Source organism: Ruminococcus hominis (genome assembly GCF_014287355.1).
Lineage (GTDB): Bacteria > Bacillota > Clostridia > Lachnospirales > Lachnospiraceae > Schaedlerella > Schaedlerella hominis.
Window position 1 is genome coordinate 418,685 of sequence record NZ_JACOPE010000001.1, and the last position, 18,477, is coordinate 437,161.

General features: G+C 39.7%; 17 protein-coding genes. 14 read left to right on the top strand and 3 right to left on the bottom strand.

The window, feature by feature from the left end:
• Positions 1 to 57 precede the first annotated feature (57 nt).
• The 4 genes from H8S40_RS01815 to H8S40_RS16395 all read left to right on the top strand — a co-directional run bounded on the left by H8S40_RS01815 (position 58) and on the right by H8S40_RS16395 (position 11,351).
• A complete protein-coding gene (locus tag H8S40_RS01815; RefSeq protein WP_186864400.1) occupies positions 58 to 8,010 on the top strand; it encodes a Cna B-type domain-containing protein in 7,953 nt (2,650 codons plus the stop codon).
• A 33-nt stretch (positions 8,011 to 8,043) separates the two neighbouring features.
• The gene (locus H8S40_RS01820) at positions 8,044 to 9,603 is read left to right on the top strand and encodes a SpaH/EbpB family LPXTG-anchored major pilin (RefSeq protein WP_186864401.1); all 1,560 of its coding nucleotides are present in this window, start codon (positions 8,044 to 8,046) and stop codon (positions 9,601 to 9,603) included.
• A 100-nt stretch (positions 9,604 to 9,703) separates the two neighbouring features.
• The gene (locus H8S40_RS01825) at positions 9,704 to 10,591 is read left to right on the top strand and encodes a class C sortase (protein ID WP_186864402.1); all 888 of its coding nucleotides are present in this window, start codon (positions 9,704 to 9,706) and stop codon (positions 10,589 to 10,591) included.
• Positions 10,566 to 11,351, top strand: a complete 786-nt coding sequence (locus tag H8S40_RS16395) for an LPXTG cell wall anchor domain-containing protein (protein ID WP_186864403.1) — start codon at positions 10,566 to 10,568, stop codon at positions 11,349 to 11,351. Before H8S40_RS01825 ends, H8S40_RS16395 begins: the two co-directional genes overlap by 26 nt.
• 56 nt (positions 11,352 to 11,407) lie before the next feature.
• Here the strand turns inward: H8S40_RS16395 and H8S40_RS01835 are convergent, their stop codons facing one another.
• Positions 11,408 to 11,941 carry an ImmA/IrrE family metallo-endopeptidase gene (locus tag H8S40_RS01835; RefSeq protein WP_118724653.1) on the bottom strand — a complete coding sequence of 178 codons (534 nt, stop codon included), beginning with the start codon at positions 11,939 to 11,941 and terminating at the stop codon, positions 11,408 to 11,410.
• 101 nt (positions 11,942 to 12,042) lie between these two features.
• Complete coding sequence (locus H8S40_RS01840) at positions 12,043 to 12,279, bottom strand: hypothetical protein (RefSeq protein WP_243238147.1); 237 nt, start codon at positions 12,277 to 12,279, stop codon at positions 12,043 to 12,045.
• A 232-nt stretch (positions 12,280 to 12,511) separates the two neighbouring features.
• On the opposite strand from H8S40_RS01840, the gene H8S40_RS01845 reads away from it, so the two are divergent.
• The 4 genes from H8S40_RS01845 (at position 12,512) to H8S40_RS01860 (ending at position 14,027) form a co-directional block, all read left to right on the top strand.
• On the top strand, positions 12,512 to 12,859 hold the full coding sequence (locus H8S40_RS01845) for a hypothetical protein (protein WP_243238149.1): 348 nt from the start codon (positions 12,512 to 12,514) through the stop codon (positions 12,857 to 12,859).
• A gap of 348 nt (positions 12,860 to 13,207) precedes the next feature.
• Complete coding sequence (locus H8S40_RS01850) at positions 13,208 to 13,360, top strand: hypothetical protein (RefSeq protein ID WP_186864404.1); 153 nt, start codon at positions 13,208 to 13,210, stop codon at positions 13,358 to 13,360.
• A gap of 13 nt (positions 13,361 to 13,373) precedes the next feature.
• The gene (locus H8S40_RS01855) at positions 13,374 to 13,589 is read left to right on the top strand and encodes a hypothetical protein (RefSeq protein ID WP_118724650.1); all 216 of its coding nucleotides are present in this window, start codon (positions 13,374 to 13,376) and stop codon (positions 13,587 to 13,589) included.
• 21 nt (positions 13,590 to 13,610) lie between these two features.
• A complete protein-coding gene (locus H8S40_RS01860; protein WP_186864405.1) occupies positions 13,611 to 14,027 on the top strand; it encodes a hypothetical protein in 417 nt (138 codons plus the stop codon).
• A gap of 51 nt (positions 14,028 to 14,078) precedes the next feature.
• Here the strand turns inward: H8S40_RS01860 and H8S40_RS01865 are convergent, their stop codons facing one another.
• Entirely contained in the window at positions 14,079 to 14,594 is a 516-nt protein-coding gene (locus H8S40_RS01865) for a helix-turn-helix domain-containing protein (protein WP_118738150.1), read from the bottom strand.
• Between the two features lie 791 nt (positions 14,595 to 15,385).
• On the opposite strand from H8S40_RS01865, the gene H8S40_RS01870 reads away from it, so the two are divergent.
• The 6 genes from H8S40_RS01870 to H8S40_RS01895 all read left to right on the top strand — a co-directional run bounded on the left by H8S40_RS01870 (position 15,386) and on the right by H8S40_RS01895 (position 18,366).
• Complete coding sequence (locus H8S40_RS01870; RefSeq protein ID WP_005609451.1) at positions 15,386 to 15,625, top strand: hypothetical protein; 240 nt, start codon at positions 15,386 to 15,388, stop codon at positions 15,623 to 15,625.
• Between the two features lie 12 nt (positions 15,626 to 15,637).
• The gene (locus H8S40_RS01875; protein WP_186864406.1) at positions 15,638 to 16,006 is read left to right on the top strand and encodes a hypothetical protein; all 369 of its coding nucleotides are present in this window, start codon (positions 15,638 to 15,640) and stop codon (positions 16,004 to 16,006) included.
• A 92-nt stretch (positions 16,007 to 16,098) separates the two neighbouring features.
• Positions 16,099 to 16,251 (top strand): DUF6462 family protein, encoded by a 153-nt coding sequence (locus tag H8S40_RS01880; protein WP_186864407.1) that lies wholly within the window; start codon positions 16,099 to 16,101, stop codon positions 16,249 to 16,251.
• Between the two features lie 95 nt (positions 16,252 to 16,346).
• On the top strand, positions 16,347 to 16,784 hold the full coding sequence (locus H8S40_RS01885; RefSeq protein WP_004853467.1) for a radical SAM mobile pair system MarR family transcriptional regulator: 438 nt from the start codon (positions 16,347 to 16,349) through the stop codon (positions 16,782 to 16,784).
• Complete coding sequence (locus H8S40_RS01890) at positions 16,781 to 17,470, top strand: radical SAM mobile pair protein A (RefSeq protein ID WP_186864408.1); 690 nt, start codon at positions 16,781 to 16,783, stop codon at positions 17,468 to 17,470. Before H8S40_RS01885 ends, H8S40_RS01890 begins: the two co-directional genes overlap by 4 nt.
• Positions 17,458 to 18,366, top strand: coding sequence for a radical SAM mobile pair protein B (locus tag H8S40_RS01895; RefSeq protein ID WP_186864409.1), 909 nt, complete (start codon positions 17,458 to 17,460; stop codon positions 18,364 to 18,366). Before H8S40_RS01890 ends, H8S40_RS01895 begins: the two co-directional genes overlap by 13 nt.
• Positions 18,367 to 18,477: the final 111 nt, after the last annotated feature.

Here is an 18,477-nt window from a genome sequence, read left to right on the forward strand (position 1 = left end):
TTAGAATGCAATATTGAGTAAATGGTAGGAATTTTTATTCCGATTAGAGGTCCAGATATGAAGAAAAAAAGAAGGATAGAGAACAGAATTATCGCAGTAATACTATGTATGGCTATCTTATTTTCTCAAGTGAATATTGCGGATGCAGCAGATATAAATCCATCGGGTACCAACACTAGTCAAGTGACACTTTCTGATGATGCCAATAAGAGTAATGGTGAAGTATCAACCGAGTCCACAGTTTCAGATGAAATAAATGGCACCACGGAATCTGAATCTAAGATATCGGAGGAAACAAGTGAAAACTCGAAAAATGACGAATCGGAATCGTCCGGTGGAAATGTTAAATCGGAATCAACAGATAACATAGATGCTTATTATAAGGATAGTAAAATATGCATTTATAATTATGAACAATTAAAACAGATTGGTTCAGATGCTTATATTTACACAGGTGATAAGGATGGACAGATTGGTTCTGGAGAAGTAGTAAAGAGTGAAGGCACAGAGTTGAAATACGGTGCAGATGCTCAGTACATTTTGATGAATGACATCCAGCTGAACTCGGAACAGATGTGGTTAGTACCGGATTCATTTACCGGAACTATCACAGGTACGAAACTAGAAGAAAACGAAACACCAACGCTGTATGATAAGGAAACGGATACAATCTACATATACAATCCATATCAGTTAATGGTACTTGCACAGGAAGAATCTGAAACAGAACCAGTTATGTCGATGGATTATGATGCTCCTCAATTTGGAATGGGACAGATGATTTATCCGGATGGAGAAGATCAGGAGTATCTGACATACAGCAAGACACATAAATATGTAATATCTGAAAAGTTCAGCTCAGATAAACCGGAGCTTCTTGCGGATCAAGTTACTACTGTATCTGATACCGAGGGGCGTGACTTTAAAGGTCAGGTTGTAAAAACAATTGGAGATAAGACTTATATTCTGATTGGAAATGAAGAACAGTTACGGGAAATTGGTTCTAAAGCTACTGTATATGGAGCGGTGTATCAAGCATATGAAGATGCTGCTTTGAAGTGGCATTTGGATACTGACTCTGATGGAAATCCAATTATGCTATATGGTGGAGATGCTGATTTGTCCAGTAGTCAGAATGGAAATAAAGATTATTCTTTAGGAGCGATTAGCGATACAGAAGCGAGTTTGGGAACACATAAAGCAAATATTCATGGCAAATGTGGAGTAAACCAGGCAACAGGAAAAATCGAACCGAATCTGGACATAGATAAAGCAAGTGGACAGACTTATTCGCCAACTGCCAATTATATTATTTTTCGAGATATTGACCTGTCAAGTGCAAACTGGACACCATTGATGTTTTCAGGAAATATGATCGGTGCAAAAGCAAATGGTCAGTCTACCTTGTGGCAAAATGACGCAAGTGTTACAGATTACAGTAAAGCAACAGAATTGTCAACGAATGTAAATCGACCAGTAATTTCCAATATTACTGTCAATCAGACAGGAAAAATGGATGGCACAAAATACATTGGAATTGGATTTTTTGCGACAGTGACAAATGAAGTCAATGTTGCCGACATTGGTGTCAGTGCAGGAACAGTTACTGTATCGAATATTGAATTGAACAATGTAAGTGTACAAAATAACTCTAACACACACAAGAATACACAGACGTTGATCAGTGGTTTGACAAGTAGTCTTGGGTGGCTGGTAGGTGGATTGGTTGATGTTCTTGTTGGGGCATTAACATTCGGACAGGTAAAATTAAATCTGCATGATACCTTATCAGCGCTTTTAAATGCAAGAGCCGAAGATCCTACGATTTATGCCACTGGCGCATTTGCCGGAAGAATTGTTGGAGATGTTGCAATCGAAAATTGTGATGTGACCGGAACTGTTCAGGTATCGAACATCAATGACCGGACGGGTGGATTTGTAGGATATACAGAAGGAGTTACACAGTACAGTGGTTTATCAAAAGTGTTAGGTGTAACAGTAGATGCTTTATCATCTCTGTTAAATGCTATTCCAGGACTTGGACTTGGAGATTTGATCACCATTCTTTTGAAAAAAGCATTGCCAGTAAGCGATCTTATCCCAACCGGATATAAAAATGTAAATATCAGAAACTGTAGTGTAGAGGGATTGGCAGGAACTATCGGACAAAACGATAAGAGTTATATCGGTGGTTTTGTTGGACAACAGGTTGGAACGGACATTCAGAATTGTTCCGTAAAGAACAGCACTTATGCGATAACATCAAAAGAGTATGGTGGAGGTTTTTCCGGAATCTGTCGGGATGCAGATATTCAGGGAACATTGAGCGATGTAGGTATTGAACTGGTTCGTGTAACTCAGCCACAAAGTTTGCTTTTGAATTGTAATCTTACGGATAGTAATGTCACAGTAGAAGGCGAGAATTATCAGGGAGGAATTACCGGAGCACAGACGAATAGTTATGTCATTAACTGTGGAGCGACCGGAAGCATATCAGTCAAAGCAAGTGGAAATTATGCTGGTGGTGTTACCGGAATTGCAACAGTTGGATGGGTAACAAACCTTGGCAAAGATGAAGTGGCAAATACAAGTTTATTAAAGACAGTAGGAGATCTTCTGACAAAACTGTTATCCAGTAATCCGGATCAGGCAGGTATGCTGCTCTCCCTTGCAGGAATCGCTCCATCGGCAATTCTTGGATGTAATATGAATTGCCAGATGATATCAGTAGAAGCCGGTAAAAGTTATGCTGGAGGAATTCTTGGAGGTGGAGATGGCGTTTATCTTGCAGAATCCAGTGCCGATTATCTAAATAAACTGTCCTATTGGAAATACGGGGTTTTGGATACAGGAAATGTATCACAAAGAGAAAATATGTTAAATGGACTGGAGAGTGTAAAAGCAGGAGAACATCGTGTCGGAGGAGTTGCAGGAAGTGTAACAACTGCAAGTGTAACTGGTCTTTTAAATAACACATTAGGAGTTGGCAGCTTTCTGGGATTTACAGTACATAGTGTTACAGTAACGGGCGTGGATGCCGGGTATGCAGTAACAGCAACCGGTAATTATGCCGGAGGTGCTTTGGGAGAAGCGATTGGCGGCGATGTACAGAGTGTTACTTTACATCAGTTAAAGTCAGTGACAGCTAAAAACCGATGTGGAGGTTTTGTAGGCTGTGCTGGACCGGGTGATCTTGCCGGGGCAAATGGATTGACAGTGAATCTGTTAGGACTGAATCATTTATTAAATGTCAGCAATCTCCTGTCTGTTGCAGAAGGAATCCGGGTAAAAATCACAGATGCTCATGTTGATGGAATTACGGGCGGATTTACGGTACAGGCAAAAGGAAGTAATGCTGATGGAGAATCGGTTGATTATGTAGCTGGAGGATTTATTGGAAAGAGTAATAGTTGCGAAATCAGTCAGTCAGATGTAAAGAATTTAAAAGAAGTGACAGCAAATGACACAGATGGAAATGCTGGAGGTTTTATAGGAACATCTTCAACAGGTGGACTTGCTGATGTAGCAGATGAGACAGAGATAAAAGCTTTGATCAGTGCGAATGGATTATTAAATGCAGTGAAGTATTTAATCCCTTCCTATACACAATGTACAGTCAGTTATGTGTCTGGTGGTGGAGTAACTGCTGATACAGCCGGAGGATTTGCTGGGAGTTTTCAAAGTGGAACTGTAAACAATCAGGCAGCAGGCGAGGGCAATTATTACAGCGTATACAATCTGGATCATGTCAACGGACAGTCCTATGCTGGAGGATTTGGTGGAAATGTTTATTCTGGAGCACTGGCTCAGGCAGGAAAAGGAATTAGTATTCTTGGAAGTATCAACGGGCTGAATATTAACATCGGAGATCTGGTAAATTTGATCAATGCATATATTCCGTATGTTCAATATGCAGGAATACAATCAAAAGAAGGATTTACCGTTACCGCAAATACGATAAAAGCAGCTGACAGTAATTCCGGAAGTGCCGGAGGATTTATCGGATATGGAAGCGGTGTACAGGTAAGCACCTGTGATGTATCGAACCTGAAACATACAACTGTAACCACACCGAAAAATTTGGAAGATACAGATGGTTCCAGCTACTTTAATACAAAGCAGAGTGCATATGCAGTAACCGGTGCAAGATATGCCGGAGGATACATTGGCTATATGGATATCGGTTCGGCTGCATCAGTTGGAAAAGGCTTGAGTGTTCTTGGAACAGCAATCGGAATCAACGATGTACTGGATGCATTAAATGTTGTGGTTTCAACGGTAGAACATTCCAATGTTACTGGAAATACCGGAGGCTTTGCGGTTATAGCATCTACAAAGAATACAGAGTCAGATGCAAGTGCAGATGATGTACTTGGAGATGCCGGAGGATTTGCCGGAAAGATATCAGGTGGACACATACAGGATTCAAATTCTTATAATTTCTCATACGTGATCGGGCAGATTACTTCGGGCGGTTATGTTGGAGATCTGGAACCAGGAAATGTTGCCAGCGTTCTCGGAGATGCCAGCATTTTGAAGGGACTTGTCAGTGTGAAAGATAGTCTTGCATCCGTTGCACAAGATTTTGTACCGACAATCCGGAATAGTTCTACTACATGTATTCCATGTGGTGGCGCAGTAAGAGCAGAAGCAGAATCCACGAAATCTGTTCAGCGGGGATTAGCCGGTGGTTATGCAGGACATAACGAAGGCGGTCATATCTGGGGAAACAATACTAAGAACTGGAAAGGAAACAAATATACAGGACCGACAAGTACCTGTGAAGCAGTTCGTATCCGTTCAGTCTATGGTGCAGAAATTGCCGGTGGATTTACCGGATTGATGGAAGCAGCCGATACCGCAAGTGCAGGCAATCTTTCCCTTTTGTGGGGACTGGTTAAGGCAGACAATATTCTGGGAGCATTGAGTATTGTATACCCGACAGAAGAAAATACAGCCGTATATGGTCCACTTGCCAAGATGGATTACAAGACTTGGAATTCATGGGTGGAGCATGTAGGAAAATATGGTGGCTATGGAAGCGACCTTGCGAAAAATGGAACGGTGGAAAATCAGGAAGCTTTAGATGCAATTTTAAGTAAATATGCTTATGGCTATCAAGTTGTCGCAGGAAGAAGCCAGTATCGGGATGAAACAACATTAGCCAATGGAGGAGCCGCTGGAGGTTATGTTGGTTCTATGAAGACGGGCACCATTACCAACGGAAATGCTTATCAGACAAAAGCAGTAAAGGGATTACGTTGCGCTGGAGGATTTGCCGGAGAGATGGTAAACGGAGGAGCAGCGAACCTTGGAGGAGTCAATATCCTCGGATTAAAATTAGAACTGGGACAGATGCTGAATGTACTGGATGTGTTTGTACCCGTCATTAAGCAGTCTTCCGTGGAGGGATATCAAAGTGGTCTGTCTGTTCAGTCGAATGGAACAGATACCAGAAAAACATGCGGATATGCCGGTGGATATATCGGACGCATGATTGGTGGACAAATCTGGGGAGCTGATACAGCAACTGTCTGTCAGGTCAGCAAACTGCGACGTGTAGATGGAACCAGTTATGTAGGAGGATTTGTAGGAAGTTCCAAACCGGGAAGCGTTGCTTCTGTTAATACGACTGCGGGAGAAGACTTATTAAGTAAATTGCTGAATAGTCTGATCAGTGCACCAGCAGATTTAATTAAAGTTTTGGATGCGACAGTTTCCACCATCCGATATGCAGATGTAAATGCCTGGGATGATTGGGGAATCATCGTAAATGGTGCTTATGCGGATGGCAGTAAAAATACAGCCTATGCAACAGCCGCCGGAGGATTTGCCGGAAGCCTTTCTGGAACAGTATTGGGAAAGAAAGATACCGAAGGTTCAGGACCGGTAGTAAATGGCATTCGATCTGTAGTTGCCGGAGAATATGCCGGTGGATGTTTTGGAATTGCTGATGTGGATGCAGGCGTTTCCGTATCCGCAGACGGCGAAACATCAGTTCTCGGATATCTGTTAAAACTGGGACAGCTTGATGTGTTAGATGCATTTCGGACTTATGTATATTACGGAAGCGTAAGTGGAAGTAATGACGATGGATTAAGTGTATCAGCATTGAAAGCAGTGAAATCCGGACAAAACAATCAGGTAACTTACAGTGGAAATGCCGGAGGATTTGGCGGTGCATTATTAAACAGTACAGTGAAAAACAGTACAGTGGTAGCTCTTAGTAATGTAACCGGACCAAACAGTGTCGGTGGTTTCATTGGTTATTCTGGTAAGAGTGGCGTAGTAGATGTCAACAAATTAAATGTTCTGGGCGATAATATGGGACAGCTTTTAGGCGGTGCACTAGGTGTTTTGGACGTTTTTGGCTCTCATATTGATGACAGCATGGTAACTGGTATTGATGGCGGTTATACCGTACAGAGTACTGGCGGAGAAGAACAGATTGCCGGAGGATTTATCGGATATGCGAATCTGGCTCGAATGGCAGGTTGTAATGCCGGAGATCAGAAGGAGCAGACACATGGATTGAAACAGGTCGCATCCGGTGGAACAGCCGGAGGATTTGCCGGAAGAACGAGTTTTGCTTATCTGGCAGATGTAAAACTGGATTCCACAGTTGTAAAAGCAGTGGTTACGATTTTAAATCAACTTGTGAAAGCATTGTATCTGGATAAGATACAGGAGTCGGATTTATTAAATATCAATCTTGGTATTATCAAAGTACAGGCTCTATGTGAAGGAAATCTGCTTCATGTGAATTTGCTGGGACTTGATATTTCCGTGGCTCTGGTAAAACAGTCGGCAGAAAATAAGCAGGAAACCGATTTTGCAGTGATTACAATCGGAGATTCTACCATCAAGCTGCCATGCAACAGTGATGGAATTATTGATAAAGACAATGATTTAGAGTCTACCATTAGTATCAACTTAATCAAGGCAAACCGGACGAAGATTACAGACAGTAATGTCTATGGTATTTCTACAGGATATGATGTCTATGCCGGTGGTGCCGGAAATGATGCTGATGGAACTGCGGAAGATGGACGAAGCGGAGGATTTGTCGGATTCAACGATGAAGGACTTCTTCAAGATAATAACATGTATTACTGTGATGTGGTCAGGGGAACAAAAGACTTGGTTGGACCGTTCAGTGGAAAGAGTAATCTGAATTCTGTTTACAGTTTCAATACAAAGAAAAACGTGGAAGGCGAAAATAATATTTATCGTATTTACAGAAAATTAGATGGAACACTGGATGAGATTAAGAAAAGCTCTCATATCCTGAACAGTAAATATGAAAAGGATGATGCAAGTGGATGGAATATTTATTCCATTGAGCATATGCAAACCGTCGAAAGTTATGATACCTTAAAGGATGCAGAGCTTGCCAGTGCTCAGGGAACGAAAACAGCAAATCTGGACGCCTATGTGTCAGCAGCGAAAGCTGTTTTGATGGCAGATACGAAAACCAGTTTTAACACAGGAGAAAGTGATACACCAGAACCTTCCGAATCACAGGACCCATGTGATGAATTTGTCAATCTGACCATCAATAAAGTTTGGAAGGATTTGAATAATTTCAGTGATTTAAGACCAGATAACATTAAGGTAACAATATCTCGTACCTGGACAGACAGCAATCAACAGGAACAGACAAAAATTGTTCCGGGATACGAGAGTTACACAATAAATGGTTCTGAGAAAAAATCTACATGGCAGGAGGTGATCAAAGGCTTGCCTGCATATCAGACAGATGAAGATGGAACCATTCATTATTACACCTATTCCGTTACAGAAACGGAAGTGACTGGTTATACAACAACGGTAAATACATCCGATGATGGATTTACGTTCAATATAACCAACAGACATTTTCCAGGACTCCCGGATACAGGAGGTTATGGAAGCTATCTTATTTACCTGATAGGTATCCTGCTCTTACTGGTTTATCTTGCAATGCGATACAAAAAAAGCAAAGAAAACCAGAAGGCAGAACAGCTATAAAAACTTTATTCTAAAGAAAAGGAGAAAACAGCTATGAAAAGAATGAAGAAAATCATGGCAATGCTGCTGGCAGCAATTATGACAATGGCTATGGCAGTAACGGCATTTGCCGCAGACACAACAGGAAAACTTACAGTAAATGTAAAATCAGGACAGACACTCACCGGACAGACAATTTACCTGTATAAATTATTTGATGTAACAGAATCTGGCAGTGGAGCTACAAAGAACTATGCTTATACGATAAATACTGCAACTGGTTACAAAGATGCAATTAAATCAGCACTTGGAAGTGGCACTATTACTGACACTTCTACAGATGCAGATTATGCGGATGAAGTAGCAAAACTTGGAGGAAATGACTCTACTGAAGTACAGAAGTTTGCCAATGCATTTACAACTTACGCATTAACAAATAATGTAACAGCAACAGTAAACTCTGGAAAACTCGCAGATACAAACAAAGATTCTTATGATTTTTCAAACTTAGCATACGGTTATTATCTTGTATATGTAACTGGTGGAAAACAGATTCAGGCTTCATTAGTAACAGTTGACTCTGATGCAGCTACAGTTAATCTGAAAAGTGAAGCTCCAAGCATCGAGAAAAAGGCAGACAAAACTTCAGTAGAAATCGGAAATGTAGTTACCTATACAGTAACAGGTTCTATTCCGGATACTACAGGATATAATCAGTATACATACAAAATTAACGATACATTATCAGATGGTCTTGATTTTGTAAATGATGTTAATGGAACTGCACTTGCAGAAGATGCTACAACAGTTAAGGTTGCAGTTGCTTTTAAAGATACAGATGTTACAGATGCATCTACAGCACCTACAACAGCGAAACTGGATACAGCCAATCATAGAAAGATGACACTTGACCTGTCCTCATGGGTTAGAGCAAATCAGAAAAATAAAGGCAAAGAATTTACTGTAACATATTATGCAAAAGTAAATGATAAGGCTGTTGTAGCAGAAAAGAACAGCGCTAAATTGGAATATGGTAATGATCCAGACAATACAACAGAGACAACACCAAGTGAAGCAAAAACACCTACATATCCACTGAACATTAAGAAAACAGATCATAAAACAACTGAATTATTAGCAGATGCAAAATTTAGCCTTTATACAGAAACAGAATATAAAAAAGATGCGGCTACAAGACAGGCTATTAAAGTTACTGGAACAAATGGAAACTATGTAGTAGATCCAACATCTGAAAACACAGTATTTGAATCTGCGGCAACAAAAATTGGCGAGAATGCATACAATCTTCATGTCAATGGTCTTGCAGAAGGAACATACTATTTAGTAGAGACAAAAGCCCCAGAGGGTTATAATAAACTGGCAAAAGATGTAAAAATTGTCATTACAAAGAGTACAACAGGTGATGAAACAGCATGGACTCTTTCCAAAGATGATAAAGACGAAGCTGATAAGATCATCGATATCGAAAACAGCACAGGTTCTCTTCTTCCATCAACTGGTGGTAAAGGTGCAATCGCATTTGGTATTATCGCTGCAATCCTTGTATTTGGTGTAGTAGTAAGCTTTATCCGTGATAAAAGAAAAGTAGCATAATGTTAAGAATAATGGGCAAGAAACATAAGACAGAATAAATGGAATCTGCGGGTATCCTTTTGGATAGCCGCAGTTCCGATATAACGATAGGGAGAATGCAATGAAAAGTAAGAAAAAAGGTAAGATTACAATAAAAGATATTATTCGTTTACTTGTGCTTTTGGTTGCATTCGCCGTGTTATTATATCCGACATACAGCAGATACTTGAATGAAAAGAATGGTTCAAAAGTAGTATCTGAATATGATGAGAAAAGTGTAAAGTTAAGTCATGCAGAAAAGGAACAGATGCTTGCGGATGCAAGAGCATACAATCAGGAAATGTTGGGAAACATTGATTTGATTGATCCATTTTCCCAAACGGAACCAGAAGTAGATGAACGATACGAGAGTCTGTTGAATGTGGAAGGTTCTGGCATGATGGGATATGTAAAGATACCGAAAATCAACGTGGAACTTCCGATTTACCATGGAACCTCTGAATCTGTCTTACAGGCGGGAGTTGGTCATTTTCAGGGGACATCCCTGCCAGTTGGTGGAGACAGTACACATACTGTGCTGACAGGACACAGAGGACTACCAGATAAAACATTGTTCACCAATATGGATAAAATGGAAGTAGGAGATATTTTTTATATTAAAGTATTGGACGCAACACTGGCTTATGAAGTAGACCAGATTTTAACAGTATTGCCGGAAGATACAGAAGCGTTGTCGATTGTACCGGGGCAGGATTATGCAACACTTGTTACCTGCACACCTTTTGCAATCAATACACATCGACTTTTAGTGCGTGGACATCGTATTCCGTATGAAGAAGCAAATAAAAAAGAACCGGATACGGAGATTAAACCAGAATTGTCATTTACAACTAAAGTTTTGATTGTAACCATTATTGTTATATTCATGGGACTGGTAGGAGCCATTATTTATTACATCAAAGACAGAAAGAGGAGGAAGCAAAGTGATAAAAAAGATGAGAAAAATTAAACTTTTTTGGGGTATTGCACTTACATTTTTTCTGTTCAGTAATACGTTACTTTTTCCTGTGATATCGGTATATGCTCAACCACGAACGGGAAATATTGAAATTGATTTTGAAGGAAGAACAGATGACAGGGAAAATATTCTGCTTTCAGGAGCAAAGTTTGAACTCTTTCCTGTTCAATATATGGATAATGATGTTATGGTGTGGCGTGATGAGTTTGCAAAATGCGGAATTTCTTTAGATGATAGCAGTTCAGAAGCGAGGGCTGAGCAAGCGAAGGCATTATTTGATTATGCAAAAGCAAATAATATGACAGGAATTATTCACGAAACAGATGAAAAAGGACATGCTCATTTTCTGGACCTGGCAGAAGGAATGTATCTTCTTGTAGAAATAGGAAATGTAGATAGTGGCTTAGATGAGTTTGACTCAGCTCCATTCCTTGTAAAAATTCCTTCAGAAGTGGGTGGGAAATTCGAATATGATGTTGATGTAGAACCGAAAGCAAGATGGGTGTCTCATGATGGCGAGCCAGTAGGTCCAGACGAGCCAGAAAATCCGCCAAAAGATCTGCCGGATAATCCCCCAAATTCGACTCCAACACAGACGCCAACTCCTGATAATACACCTAATCCTATTCAAAAAATTATAAATATTGTTAAAACAGGGGATTCGACGAACGTGTTGCTATTGATTGGTGTAACAGTGGCGAGCTTAGGTGTTATTATTTTGAGCATTAGAAAGAAAAGAGATACTAAGTAGTAAAACTATAGATTTTGAAAAAGACCATCATAGTAATATATGAGCTTTGATGGTCTTTATATTTGCTTATTATATTTGAGAAAATCGTTTCTATGCTCCTGTCTTCTGAACTGGTAGCCTTGTGAGTTGAGTGTATCAACTTTCAGGGCAATCAGGTTGATATCAGAGTGCATGGCTTTGGCAATCTGCTGAATATCATATCCATTTTTTATGTACTCAATAATCGTATCGTCCGGGAGAGAAGCCTGTGCTGCAAAAACATTGGCTTCATATTCCATCCGGTTCTCACGCATATCAAAAATATTAAATTCCTGAAATCCTCCAGTCAAAGCAGCTTCCTGTCGATGAAGCATGTCATGCCCGATCTCATGCCAGAGGACGATCTGTTCAATTACCGGGTGCAAACCATTCTGAAGAAAAATAAAGCGGTTCTTCAGGATAACTTTGTATGCTCCACGTTGCTTTTTAAAATCCCGGTAGAGAATATTGATGCCAAGTTCCTCGGCAACTCTGTATGGATCACGAGTACCACATTTCTTAATCAGTTTATTCACGATTGTGACAATCTCATCTTGTGTGTAATATCCCACAACGGTTCACCTCCTTGTAGTGCCATTATAACGGATAGTTCCACTATCCCATATGATAAAACGTAGGCTGTCCTATAAAAAGGACACAACACCATAAGAGGTTACTCGTCTTTTCGATATTTTTTCGGTGTGTATTTTTTATTTTTGGCAATCAGATATGCTTCCTGAATAGCGTCAACCATTTCCCTCATATCTTCGTCAGCCATTTCTCCTCCGGCAAATAATCCGGTTACCTCTGCAAGAAGTTCTTTTGCCTGTTTTGCTCCTCTGCGTCCATAGTTATCTTCCACATTGGCAATGAATGCTTCGTCCTCAGATAAGAGGTAGTTGATATTCACGCCAAGAGCATCTGCAAGTTTGTTGAATAGACCACATTGGTGCCAGGCACTATAAACTTCCCTATAACCTTAAAGTAGTTGTACACCCAGAAGTAGAGAGTGATTATCTAAAACAGTATAATAATAAATCTTTGTATATTCCTGAAAATTTCAAAGTGGAAATTATACGAACCTGCAAAAAGGTATTCACGAAACAACAGAGTATCTGGAAGCATTTCTCAGAAATCTGCTTTTGAACGAGAAAAATGAGCTTCATAATCGAAATCTTCATATAAGTGGATTTTTGAACGAAGAAAAAGTGGATATTGAGAGTGCAAAAGTGGACATTCGAAACAGAAAAGTGGATATTGAAAGTGTACTTTCCGAAAAAGGTAGAGATTTCTCGGTAAAAACGACGATTCATATCCATAGACTTTTTGAAAAGTTTGGTTTCGATGAGGTGTTTGGAAGAAGTGCAGTTATGGAGCTTCTTGAGCTGAAAGCTTCAGGTGCCTCAAAACTTCTTTCCAATTTGGTAAAGGCAGATATTATTGAACCGGTATCCGGTCACGGAAAAGGAAAATATAAATTTAAGATGTAATTTATAAGATTTTGCTTAAAATTGTCGACACAGTGTGTAGACAATCTTCAGCAGCAGGACAGAGAAAATAAGAAAACAGAAATAACTTAAAAACTTTGCTTTTAATATTGACTGAGTTAAAAAGAAATAAATTGAGTTAAAATGTGCGGAGGTGTTAGCAAATTACGTTAGCTGATAAAGTGTATAGGCTCAAAAGGGAAAGTGACCTTTTGGGCCTTATTTTGTGTTATTTCTCAAAAAATGGGAATTATAAAGATTTAATTCTTTACTATGGATGTGTATTGTAAAAAATTATTTTGCTATACTGACAATATCAACAGAAAAGGTGGATATTCGAGAGGTGATCAGATGAATGCAGCACAGAGAATACGATTAATTCGGATAATAGAAAAGATTGAAAAAAATCCGGAATTCAGTAACAAGCTTGGAGTGAAAAATACATTTGATTTTATATCAGATAAACAGAAAAAAATGAATCATTCGCAACTGGATGAGTGTTAGAAGGAGAAAAAAGATGTTATCATTATTATTTACTATTTGTATGATTTGGTTTATTGGAAAATTTTTTATATTTGGCTTAAAAGCATCCTGGGGAATCATGAAATTACTTTGTACGGTTATTTTCTTTCCAGTGATATTAATTGGAATGGTGGTAGGCGGATTAATGTATATAGCTTTTCCGTTATTGATCATTGGTGGAATTATCGGACTTGTAACTTCACATTCATAAAGAGTCAGAGAGGTGTTTTTTATGGGATATGATATTGAAAAAGAAAAAAGAGAAGCAATTGAAGCTGGACGTAGAGCCTTAAATAGTCTTAGTACAGCAAAAGAAAATCTGAACAGTGCAAAAAACTGGGGTATGGTAGATATGTTTGGCGGAGGATTTTTCAGTACGATGCTAAAACATTCTAAAATGGATCACGCAAAGCAGAATATGGAACAGGCAAAGTATGATCTTCGTAATTTCAGCAGGGAATTAAATGATGTAAATATGGCATGTGATTTACATATCGATACAGGAGATTTCCTTTCATTTGCGGATTATTTTTTTGATGGATTTGTTGTGGACTGGATGGTCCAGGATCGAATCAATACTGCAAAAAGACAGGTGGAAGAGGCTATTCGAAGAACGGAAAGTATTGTTAGTCAATTACAGCGTATGTAAGGAGAAGGGCAATGAATCAGAAATGGTTCATTGCCCGTCGTGCGCTATGGATTATTTTAATTTTTCTTTTTCTGCATTTAGAAGTTCAAAATTGAGGCCCTGTTCACTGGCTGTCTTATCTATCCAAAGGTTCAAAGAGTCTATAGCTAAAGAAATTTCATCCAGTTTTTTGCTGATAAAAGCAAAATCCCTCATCTCATCGTCGCTGATCTTACCATCACGGGCTATTTGAATCAGCCGACCGGTAAGAGGGGTGATTTCATTTAGACCGGCAATGGTTTCCAGGATGATATTTGACAAATCAGTTACTTCTACCTCTGGAACATAGCGGTGACCTATTTCACATTTATGTGAGCAATAATAATTGCAGAGGTCTGGTCTCTTATAAGCATCAGCCATTTGAATGATATCGTAAGGTGTAGGTTCCTGCATTTCATATTCAAATTTTTCGATTTTAGAATCAGAAACAGCAGTCATTTTTTCGCTGGCTTCTGATCTGGTAAGACCGGCTTCTTCCCGGCAAATCTGATAAATTGTTTTATTTTCTCTTGTAGATTGTTTCCCCATGAGAATAACCTCCCCGTATATCGCCGAACATGAGGATTATCAGGTGTTAAGTCCACATGCTATGCGTGTATTTCCTCTATGGATTTTATTATACTTGAAGCATCAAGAAACAACAAGCGCATTGTTAAAAGCAATTGGCAATGAAAGGTTTTAACACGGGTGATGGTTACATGGGATTGGTAGATGGTAAATATATCTTGTTTGCCAGTGAATCCGATTACTATGAATAGTATCAAAATGATTCGTATATATTTTGCGGTAGCAGGGATGATGGGATTGCAATATGCCTGTCAGAATACATTTCTTGCATTAGGAAATGCGACAGTTTCAATTTTTCTTGCTTTATTAAGAAAGGTGATATTGCCGTTACCGCTTATTTTTATTTTGCCTCACGTCTTACCCTGACAGGTGAAAGCTGTTTTTTGGGCAGAACCGTTTGCGGATATGATTGCAGTAACAGTTACAGGAATTTTGTTTTTTAGGAAATATGGGAAAAGCCTATGTAAAAAAATGGCACTAATTAAGAAAATTTATTTAGTAGAAACGCAGCAGAAGCACTGATCAGTTAATCTGAGAGGTGCTTTTTTCGTAGACATACAGGGCAAAATGCCATCACCGAAGGTGATTTGGAATGCAGTTTGACTAAGTTACTGTGAACGGAGTGCACAGTAACTGAATACTTTCAAGTATAGGAGTAAGTAAAAGTAGATTGACAGATAATATAGAAAAGCGTATTATAACAATAAGAGGTGGGATTTCCCACACAAATGCTTGCGTAGGAGGTGTTGATAATGGAAGCAATGAAAGATTATGTTGCCCATCTGGATAACAAAAAAAGAATTACTCTCAGAGGAGCTGCTTATCAGTATTATAATGTCAAAGAATACGGAAATGGCTGCATTATTCTGGAACCTCGGGAACTGGCAGTGCCAGAGAGCATTTCAGCCAGAACTCTGGCAGATATGGATCGTGCAGTAAGTAACTTCAAGAGAGGCGATGTTTCCCCGGCTATTGACCTGTCAGATTTTTAAAAGGAATAAGAGATGAATTTTAATATACGAATGGGAATTCCTGAAATGCAGGAACTTTGGTTAGATCTGCAGGAGAAATATCGTTCCGGTAATATAAAAAAGAAGGAAGAACAGTTGTATAAAAAATGGGGAAAGGCTTTAAAGCTGTTGTCGGCTGATCCTGGTTATCCGAGTCTTCAAATCCATGAAATAGAGCCATTATCCAGACGTTATGGAATGAAAGTGTGGCAATCATATCTGGAAAATAAAACCAGTGGCGCAATGAGAATGTACTGGATTTATGGACCAGACCAGAAAGATATTACAATTATCGGACTGGAACCACATCCGGAAGATAAGAAAAATGGCGCATACGACCGAATTTCACTGTCGGATTTGTAGAATAAAACTGAATATGGAACAAAAACACGAGCAGTTAGTCTATGAAAAATAGGTTAGCTGCTTTTTTCGTGCAAAAAAAGGAGGTGGCGTGTATGGGATATGCACATAAAGATGTAAAGAAAACAAAGAAAATAGCAAAGAAATTTGTTCGCTACCAGGAAGGGGCAGAGCTTTACAGCATTGGACTGACGAAATTCCAGGAGTTGCCCATTTTTAAAACAAACAGAAATACAAACTTGAATTGAAAAAAATGGAATTTACCTATTAAGACATATAAACTGTTGACAATAAAGCTCCTATATAGTATGTTTTTAATAAACTACTATATAGGAGCTTTTGTATGGAAATGAATGGAGGATTTCTTGTCACCAAAATAAAACAGCTTGGAGACCGGATTTTCGAGAAGATTCTCAGTGAAAAGAATATTGATGCGTTTAATGGAGCCCAGGGGCGTATTCTTTATGTGCTTTGGCAGGAGGATGGTATCTCAATCAGGTCACTCTCGACTAAATGCGGATTAGCGATAACATCTCTTACTACGATGCTGGAAAGAATGGAAAATCAAGGGTTGATAAGCCGTGTTCAGTCTGAAACGGACAAAAGGAAAACACTCCTGTTTCTGACTGAGAAAGCACATGCCTTAAAGGGCGAGTACGATTCTGTATCTGATGAGATGGGCAGTATTTACTACAAAGGTTTTTCAGAGGAAGAAATTACCCGGTTTGAGGAATGCCTCGACCGCATCAGAAAGAATCTTGAGGAGTGGCAGAAGTCATGAGTATTTGTATCAAAGATCAGATTCAGAACATGAATATCGTCATTGGCTGCACAGTGGGGTGTGCATATTGCTATGCCCGCAACAACGTGAAACGCTGGCATATGATAGATGATTTCGCTGACCCTGAATTCTTTCCGGGTAAGCTCAAGATGATGGAAAAGAAACGTCCGCAGAACTTTCTTCTTACCGGCATGAGCAATCTCTCCGGATGGAAGTCGGAATGGATAGACGAGGTATTTGCAAAGATCCGTGAAAATCCACAGCATCAGTTCCTGTTCCTTACCAAGCGACCTGATTTGCTGGATTTTGATACCGATCTGGAAAACGCATGGTTTGGCGTTACGGTGACGAGGAAAGCAGAACTGTGGCGTATTGACGCCCTTCGGAAAAACGTCAGAGCAAAACATTACCATGTTACCTTTGAGCCGTTATTCGATGATCCTGGCATAGTTGACCTTTCTGGAATCAATTGGATCGTTGTCGGCACCATGACCGGAGCTCAGAGCAGGAAGATTCATACGGAGCCGGAATGTGCATGGTCTCTGACGGACCAGGCACATAAGCTCGGCATTCCGGTGTTTATGAAGGAAGACCTTGTCCCTATCATAGGGGACGAAAATATGATTCAGGAAATGCCGGAAGAATTTAATAAAGTGTTAGAGGTACAGAAATCATGGAAGAAGTAATAAATGGAATCCTCATTCGTGAGGTGGAAACAAAGAACATCATGACTAAGTCTAGTCTGCCGGTAGGCGGTTACTCGGTCAATCCCTATGTGGGCTGTACACATGCCTGCAAGTATTGCTATGCTTCTTTTATGAAGCGCTTTACCGGGCACAAGGAGGAATGGGGCACTTTCCTTGATGTGAAGCATTGGACGGAAATTAAAAATCCGAAGAAATATGCCGGACAGCGGGTGGTCATCGGTTCTGTGACAGATGGCTACAATCCACAGGAGGAGCAATTCGGGAATACCAGAAAACTTCTGGAGCAGCTGATCGGCAGTGACGCAGATATTCTGATCTGCACAAAGTCGGATCTTGTGGTACGGGATATTGATTTGCTGAAGAAGCTTGGACGTGTAACCGTTTCATGGTCGATCAACACACTAGATGAAAATTTCAAGAACGATATGGATTCTGCTTCGAGCATTGAGCACCGTATCGCTGCTATGAAGCAGGTATATGAGGCAGGTATCCGTACAGTCTGTTTCGTATCCCCGGTATTCCCCGGTATCACGGATTTTGAAGCAATCTTTGAGCGGGTAAAGGATCAGTGCGATCTGTTTTGGCTCGAAAATCTCAATCTTCGAGGCGGTTTCAAAAAGACAATTATGGATTATATCGCCGAAAAATATCCTGATCTTGTACCACTTTACGACGAGATCTATAACAAGCATAACCGCAGCTACTTTGAAGCACTTGAAGTAAAAGCTGAGAAAATGGCTAAGAAGTATGATTGTGCCTTTGTGGATAATGAAATGCCTTATGGCAGAGTCCCGCAGGGGCATCCGGTGATCGTAGATTATTTCTATCATGAGGAAATCCGTGGAACAGAGAATACCGGAAAAAGAAATCGCTAACTTCAAGTTTGTAGAATTCAAAAATTTAATATGAAATGTGAGATAGAGCGTATGGAATAATCTATACGTTCTATTTTTGCCTTTTTGAAAAAAAGTGATTAAAAAACTATT